General features: G+C 69.1%; 5 protein-coding genes. 3 read left to right on the forward strand and 2 right to left on the reverse strand.

The features are described from left to right. Both OOT08_RS07095 and OOT08_RS07100 read right to left on the reverse strand, forming a co-directional pair. On the reverse strand, positions 1-2,009 hold a 2,009-nt coding region (locus OOT08_RS07095), incomplete at its 3' end, for a choice-of-anchor G family protein (protein ID WP_325091898.1). A 408-nt stretch (positions 2,010-2,417) separates the two neighbouring features. After that, positions 2,418-4,937, reverse strand: coding sequence for an ATP-dependent Clp protease ATP-binding subunit (locus OOT08_RS07100; protein ID WP_325091899.1), 2,520 nt, complete (start codon positions 4,935-4,937; stop codon positions 2,418-2,420). Positions 4,938-5,136: 199 nt separating this feature from the next. On the opposite strand from OOT08_RS07100, the gene OOT08_RS07105 reads away from it, so the two are divergent. The 3 genes from OOT08_RS07105 to OOT08_RS07115 all read left to right on the forward strand — a co-directional run bounded on the left by OOT08_RS07105 (position 5,137) and on the right by OOT08_RS07115 (position 7,716). Beyond that, complete coding sequence (locus OOT08_RS07105) at positions 5,137-5,988, forward strand: MurR/RpiR family transcriptional regulator (RefSeq protein WP_325091900.1); 852 nt, start codon at positions 5,137-5,139, stop codon at positions 5,986-5,988. A gap of 241 nt (positions 5,989-6,229) precedes the next feature. Continuing rightward, positions 6,230-6,904, forward strand: coding sequence for a tyrosine-protein phosphatase (locus OOT08_RS07110; protein ID WP_325091901.1), 675 nt, complete (start codon positions 6,230-6,232; stop codon positions 6,902-6,904). After that, entirely contained in the window at positions 6,901-7,716 is an 816-nt protein-coding gene (locus OOT08_RS07115) for a metallophosphoesterase (RefSeq protein WP_325091902.1), read from the forward strand. The genes OOT08_RS07110 and OOT08_RS07115 overlap by 4 nt, the downstream gene beginning before the upstream one ends. Positions 7,717-7,788: the final 72 nt, after the last annotated feature.

Genomic DNA, 7,788 nt, shown 5'->3' on the forward strand with positions numbered 1-7,788 from the left:
TCCGTGTCGGTTGCGGCGTCCGTGTCAGCGGCAGCATCCGTGTCGGTTGCGGCGTCCGTGTCAGCAGCAGCATCCGTGTCGGTTGCAGCATCCGTGTCAGCAGCAGCATCCGTGTCGGTTGCAGCATCTGTGTCAGCGGCAGCGTCCGTGTCGGTCGCATCCGTGTCGGTTGCAGCATCCGCATCCGTGTCAGCAGCAGCGTCAGCGTCCGCATCAGCATCCGCGTCTGTGTCCGTCCCAACAGGAGCCGCAGCGACTCCGAAGGTTACGGTCGCAGTCGTTTCGGTGGTTCCGGCGAGTTGCGTTGCCGTTGCGGTGTACGTGCCAACGGGGAGCGCCGGGAACGTGACGGTCCAGGTGTTGTCATTCTGGACCGTAGCGGTCTGATCGCTCTGTCCGGGGATCGAAACGGTCACGCTCGCACCGGGGTCACCGGTGCCCGAGACGGTGACGGCCTCAGTGTCTGTCTCCGTTGGCACGGTGAAGGACGCGTTGGGCGCGGGAGCCGTAATGGCGACCCCCTCCAGCTCGCGAACCGAGTTCGGGCCAACCTCAGCAGAGGCGAGGTCCACGGTTGCCAGCAGATTTGATCCCAGTCCGAGGCGGAGGGCAGTTTGCCGGAAGGAGCCGGAGCCCTCGGAACCGACTTCCTGGACGTTCCCCTTCAGAGAAACCACGGTGTTCAGCAGACTCACCGCGGGGGAAGCCGCCGTGAGCACCGTGCTGACAGCAGCGCTGACGATCGGCACGACCGTGGACAGCACGCCGAGCGGCGGGTCAAACAGCGCCGCCTTGATGGGCGCGGCAAGCGCACCAAGCAGTTGGCCGAGACCGATCTGAATCTGCGCACCCGCCACCTTCAGGGTGATGGATGCCGTTGCGTTCCCGTTCAGCACCATGCCCAGCGTCTGGTGGTCCACATTCACATTGATGCCGGTGCCGATGTCAACAAGGGGAGTCACACAGTTCGGGGGAGATCCCACGATGCACACGTTCGCTTGCACGGTGAGCTGCGCCGCGTTCAACGTGTTTTCAACCGTGGTCTGGACCAGGGCCGGAACGGTGTTGAGTACCGACGCGATTCGAACGTTGAGGGCGTCCAGCACGGCAGTCGAGAGAATCTCCTCGTTGACGCCCAGCCCGTTGAGCCCGTGGCCAACGCTGGAGGAGAGCAGCGCGTCGAGGTCCGCAGTGACCGAGCCGGTCCGCAGGTTGATGGTGATGACACCATCCCCAACCGGGGTATCCAGGAGCTGGTTGAGGGTGTTATTGATGGTCGTCGTGAGCTCCACCTTCAACCCGGTGTTCCCGAGCAAGGGCGAGAGCGCCGCGTTCAGCCCGGCCAGCGCCTTCGCGATGGTTCCGTCCGGCCCGGCCAACGCCGCGACCGCGGTGTCCACAGCGCCGACAATTCCCCCGGAGCCGTTGGTCCCAACGACCGCCGACGTGATGCCGCCAACCGCGGGAATCGTCAGGTTGAGCTGGCCTCCCGCGATGGAGTATGCACCGGTTGCCGCAGCGGGAGCCTCCTGGTGGGCCTCCGCCGTGATCGCGCCAATGGAAATCGACAGATTCCCGATGGTCTGGCTCAGCGTTGGCCCAAGGATGCTCTCAAGGGTGAACGTGGCATTCGCCGGGAAGCCCGAGGCGTTTCCGGTGCCGATGCCTCCGGAGTTGCTCACCGCGCCGCTGGCGGCGTGAGACGCGCCCGCGTCCTCGGCGGAGGCGTACTGGTTGACAGCGCCCAGCTGAATCAGATTACTCAGGGGCAGGTTGAGCCCGCCGGGGATCTGAACCTGAAGCAGGCTCAAGGCGCTGACGTCGAGCGGGTTCGCCTTGGTATCGGTCGCGGGGACGCCAGCATTGTGAGCGTTCACGCCCCCCAGCCCGGCGATCGCATCCAGGTTCAGCCCGGAGAGCAAGCTTCCGGAGAGGAAGCGGGCAGATGCCCGAGATTCATCCCCGGTGGCGGCGTTCGCCGCGGAGGTGACTCCGCCGAGCGCAACCACGCTCGCGACCGTTATCACGGCCGCGGATCGAAGAGCCGGCGCCTTCCAACGCCGGCCATGAACTTTGTTTTTCACGATTCCTTACCTTCCCCAATAGGAGCTTCTCGTTCAAGCGACGTGATTTGTGCACAAAAAAAGCGGCAGATCGCAATGATCTACCGCTCGAGACACACTCATGCCCTGGGGGGCAATGGGCACCGTGATCCACTGTCCGGGCACAGGGCTGTCGCCGCCCCACCGGTCCAGTCGGTCCCCACGCATACAGCCCCCCAGCTACGTCTTGATGGCACCGTCGTCGGTGTCTGCGCTCACCATACGACGCAAGCGCCCCCCGGCACAAGGGGTCACCCAGAAACGCAAAACGCGCCCCGGCTCGCAGGGAGCCGGGGCGCGTCGTGGGGTGTCGGACTACTCGTTCGTGGTCGCGGTGGAGGCCACCGCATCAGCCGAGGAGGCGATGGTCGCGCCGGGGGCGACGGAACCGTCGGGCCGCTTCGTCTCGAGGACGAACTGGCCATCCGCGAAGTCCACCGAGACGGTGTCCCCCGCGAGCAGCTCCGCGTTCAGGATCCGCTCCGAGAGGCGGTCCTCCACCTCGCGCTGGATCGCGCGACGCAGCGGCCGCGCACCCAGCGTGGGGTCGTAGCCGACCTCGATGAGGCGTTCCTTCGCCGCCGGGGAGACCTCGATGTACATGTCGCGGTCCAGCAGGCGGTCCTTGAGCCCCTTGACGAAGAGGTCAACGATCTGCAGCAGCTCCTTCTTGCTGAGCTGCGGGAACACGATGGTGTCGTCGACGCGGTTCAGGAACTCGGGCTTGAAGTGCTTCTTCAGCTCCTCCATCACCTTGCCCTTCATCGTGTCGTAGTTCACCTGGGTGTCACCCTCCAGCTGGAAGCCGACCGGGCCGCCCGCGATGCCCTTCGAACCGAGGTTCGTGGTCATGATGATGACGGTGTTCTTGAAGTCGATCACACGGCCCTGACCGTCGGTCAGGCGACCCTCTTCGAGGATCTGCAGGAGCGAGTTGAAGATGTCCGGGTGGGCCTTCTCGATCTCGTCGAAGAGCACGACGGAGAACGGCTTGCGGCGCACCTTCTCGGTGAGCTGGCCGCCCTCCTCGAAGCCGACGAACCCGGGAGGGGCACCGAAGAGACGGGACACAGTGTGCTTCTCGCCGTACTCGGACATGTCGAGCGAGATCAGGGCGTCCTCGTCGTCGAACAGGAACTCGGCGAGCGCCTTGGCCAGCTCGGTCTTGCCGACACCCGTGGGCCCGGCGAAGATGAAGGAGCCGGAGGGACGCTTCGGGTCCTTGAGGCCCGCACGCTGGCGGCGAATCGTCTTGGACAGGGCCGAGATGGCCTCGTTCTGGCCGATGACGCGCTGGTGCAGCGCCTCCTCCATGAAGCGGAGTCGGGCGGACTCCTCCTCGGTGAGCTTGAAGACGGGGATGCCGGTGGCCTGCGCGAGCACCTCGGCGATCATGCCCTCGTCGACCTCGGCGTTCGTGGTGACGTCGCCCGCGCGCCACTGCTTCTCCAGGCGGAGTCGCTCGGCGATCAGCTTCTTCTCCTCGTCGCGGAGGTTCGCGGCCTTTTCGAAGTCCTGGCCCTCGATGGCCTGCTCCTTGTCGGCGCGGACCACGGCGATCTTCTCGTCGAACTCGCGCAGCTCGGGCGGGCTGGACAGGATCGACAGGCGCATGCGGGCACCCGCCTCGTCGATCAGGTCGATGGCCTTGTCCGGCAGGAAGCGGTCCTGGACGTAGCGGTCGGCGAGGTTCACGGCGGCAACGATCGCGCCGTCCGTGATGGAGACCTTGTGGTGCGCCTCGTAGCGGTCGCGCAGCCCCTTCAGGATGTTGATGGAGTGCGGCACGCTCGGCTCGTTGACCATGATCGACTGGAAGCGGCGCTCCAGCGCGGCGTCCTTCTCGAAGTGCTTGCGGTACTCGTCCAGCGTGGTCGCGCCGATGGTCTGCAGCTCGCCGCGGGCGAGCAGCGGCTTCAGGATATTCGCGGCGTCGATCGCGCCCTCGGCGGCACCCGCTCCCACGAGGGTGTGGATCTCATCGATGAAGATGATGATGTCGCCGCGGTTGCGGATCTCCTTGGTGACCTTCTTCAGGCGCTCCTCGAAGTCACCGCGGTAGCGGGAACCGGCGATCAGCGCGCCGAGGTCGAGGGAGTAGAGCTGCTTGTCCTTCAGCGTCTCGGGCACCTCACCCTTGATGATCGCCTGGGCGAGGCTCTCGACGACGGCGGTCTTCCCGACGCCGGGCTCGCCGATCAGGACGGGGTTGTTCTTGGAGCGGCGGGAGAGGATCTGCATGACCCGCTCCACCTCTTTCTCGCGCCCGATCACCGGGTCGAGCTTGCCCTCGCGGGCGGCGGCGGTCAGGTTCCGGCCGAACTGGTCGAGGATCTGCGAGCCCTTGTCGGTGCCCGTGTTCTCCTGCGCGCCGACGGCGACCTGCTCCTTCCCGGCCTGGTAGCCGGAGAGCAGCTGGATGACCGTCTGGCGGACGCGGTTCAGGTCCGCGCCCAGCTTGACGAGCACCTGGGCGGCAACGCCCTCGCCCTCGCGGATGAGCCCGAGCAGGATGTGCTCGGTGCCGATGTAGTTGTGGCCGAGCTGCAGCGCCTCGCGGAGGCTCAGCTCCAGCACCTTCTTGGCGCGCGGCGTGAAGGGGATGTGCCCCGACGGCGGCTGCTGACCGGTGCCGATGATGTCGGTGACCTGCTCGCGCACGGCGTCGAGCGAGATGTCGAGCTGCTCAAGCGCCTTCGCGGCGACGCCCTCGCCCTCGTGGATCAGGCCGAGCAGAATGTGCTCGGTCCCGATGTAGTTGTGGTTGAGCATCTTCGCCTCTTCTTGGGCGAGGACGATCACGCGTCGGGCGCGGTCCGTAAATCTCTCAAACATCTGTTCCTCCAACGGCTGAGGTCCAAAAAGGGGTGGCCTCGTGGCGATATACCCAGCGTACGGGGCGTACCCCGGTTTTTGCCCGGTGTTCGCCCCTGGCGTGACGGGAGCGCTTCCCACGGCGCATCGGAGCCCTTTCGCCCCAACGCGTCGCTTCTGCGACACCGGGCATTCACCCGCCCGCCGTATCGTCCCCGCTATGCCAGCAACCGCTCCCGCCGTCCCGGTCTCCCTCGCCCAGCTCCGCGCCGCCGCCTCGGCGCTCGGCCCGAGCGAGGGCCGCGTGGCGGAGGTCCTCCTGGGCCGCCCGGCGGAGGTCATCGATTGGTCGACCCAGGAGGTGGCGCAGGCCGCGGGCACCTCGACGGCGACCGTCGTTCGCGCCTGCCAGACCCTGGGGTTCCGGGGCTTTCAGCATCTCCGCCTGGAGCTGGCCCGGGTCGGGGCCGAGCCCGCCCGAGCCGCCGCCCCCGCCGGGGCCCCGGACGCGATCGCGCGGGCGTTCGACGACGCCGCGGACGCGCTGCGCCTCAGCCGCGACCGCATCGACCGCGCGCACGCCGCCGCCGCCGTGGACCTGCTCGCCTCCGCGCAACGGATCCTGTTCACCGGGAGCGGTTTCTCCGCGCCGCCGCTACAGGACGCGGCGCTCCGCTTCGCGACGATCGGCCGCCCCGTCGAGGCCCCCGCGGACGTGCTGGCCCAGCAGTTCGCGGCGCACTCGCTCGGGCCGGGCGACCTCTGCGTGGCCCTCAGCTACTCCGGGGCGAACACGCACACCCTCGCCACGGTCCGCGCCGCGGCGAGCCGGGGCGCGCGCGTGCTCGCGATCACGAGCTTCGCCCGCTCCCCGCTCACCCGGCTGGCGGACATCGCGCTGTTCAGCGGCGGGTCGCAGCCCGCGCACGGGGTCGATCCCTTTTTGAGCCGGCTCAGCCAGTTCGTCCTCCTGCACGCGCTGCACCAGCTCCTCGGGGAGCGGAACGGCCTGCCCGACCCCAGCGAGATGCGCACGGTCGTCGCCGAGGCCCTCATTGAGGGCGCCGAATAACCCGGCCTCACCCCCGGAGCCCCCGCTCCAGCCCCGAGCCGCCCCAAGTCGGCCCCGCGGCCTGCGTCCCAGCGGGCCGCCTTGGGCCACCCGCCGAGCCACGCCCCGAGCCGTGGGCCGGAGTTTGCCCGCAGGCCGCCCGGGGTTCACCCCGCGGTTACCCTGCCCGGCAACACTGGGCTTCGGAACGGGATTTCGTTCCGGATGTAACAGCGGAAACCCCGCCGGAAGGACCCCTAACGTGCACCCCATCGCAGTAGACGGCACCTACAACGCCCGCGGCATCGGCGACCCGGATCGCCCCTGGCTGGTGCGCTCCGCCGCGGTGGACGAACTGAGCGCGCAGGGCGAGCACACGCTGCGCGGGCTCGGCGTCACCCTCGTCCTGGACCTCCGCGAGCGGGACGAGCGTGCCCCGCACACGCACGGCCTCCCCGTGCACTCGCAACCGCTCTACGGCACGGCCCCGCCCGCCTCGGGCTCCCTGGAGGAGGTCTACGCGACCCTCGTCGACGAGCGCGGCGCAGAGCTCGCCCGGGCCGTGGCCGTCATCGCGGAGCACGACGACGCCGTGCTCGTGCACTGCGCCGCTGGCAAGGATCGCACCGGGCTCGTCGTCGCGCTCTGCCGCCTCGTCGCGGGCGATTCCCGAGCGGAGATCCTCGCGGATTACGCACTGTCCGAGCGGACCGTTGCCCCCGCCCGTGGTGCCCTCGTCGAGGCCCAGCTCGACCGCGAGGGGCTCACCGGGTCCGCGAGGGCCGAGGCCCGGAGGCTACACCTGCTGAGCCCCGAGTCGGCGCTCGACGAGGCGCTGGACCGCGTGGCATCGCACGGCGGGGCCGCGGCCTACCTCCGCGCCAACGGCCTGCCCGCGGCGGCGCTCGCCCGGCTCGAGACCCGGGCGGCGCGGTGAGCGCCGAGAGCGGCCGCTTCACGGTGCTGCACCTGAGCGATGTGCACGCGACCGAGACCGGCTTGCTGTACGGCCGGGTGGACGGTCTCGGCCGGCTCCGCGACGTCGCCGAGTACGCCCGCTGCTCCGGGATCACCCCGGAGGCGGTCGTGATCACGGGCGACCTCGCCCAGCGGGGAAACCCCGGTGCGTACCCCGCCATCGCGGCGGCCTGCGCCCAGCTCGAGGCCGCGGTCGCCGCCCCCGTCTACACCGTGATCGGGAACCACGACGACCCCGTCGCCGCCCGCGCGCTGCCCGGCCACGAGGCCGGCCACGACCGGGTGCACCTGCACGAGCGTTTCCGCTTCGTGCTCCTGGACTCCCACCGGGGGGAGCTGTCGCCCGAACAACTCGGCTGGCTCCGCGCGGTGCTCGCCGAGGACCACGGCGAGGGCACCATCCTCGCCCTGCATCACGCGCCGATGGGCTCCCCGATCCCGACCCTGCAAAAGCAGGGGCTCCGCAACGCCGCCGGGTTCCTCGACGCCCTCGGCGGCAGTGACGTCCGGCTCATCCTCGCCGGGCACTTCCACCACCCGCTCTCGGCCTCGGTCCGAGGCCTGCCCGTCCAGGTCGCGCCGTCCCTGGCGTATCACCAGGTCATGAACGCGGGCCCCGACGCGGTGGCCGGGCACGACGCCCCCATGTTCTCCCTCGTCCAGTTCACCGACGAGGGCGTGCGCGCCACGAGCCTCAGCCTGCACACCCCCGACCCGCTCTTCGTTTCCCCCGTTTCCCACCCCGCGACACCCACCCAGAAGGAATCCTGATGAACCGTTCTCGCACCCTCGGCCTCATGGCCGGACTCGCCCTCAGCGCCCTCGCCCTGACCGGCTGCAGCA

This window comes from Leucobacter sp. M11, assembly GCF_035726885.1.
Taxonomy (GTDB): Bacteria; Actinomycetota; Actinomycetes; order Actinomycetales; family Microbacteriaceae; genus JAPFRB01.

Bases quoted from the DNA above. Each gene is read 5' to 3' on its own strand.
- OOT08_RS07100 (WP_325091899.1), bottom strand. From the start codon at position 4,937: ATGTTTGAGAGATTTACGGACCGCGCCCGACGCGTGATCGTCCTCGCC.
- OOT08_RS07105 (WP_325091900.1), top strand. From the start codon at position 5,137: ATGCCAGCAACCGCTCCCGCCGTCCCGGTCTCCCTCGCCCAGCTCCGC.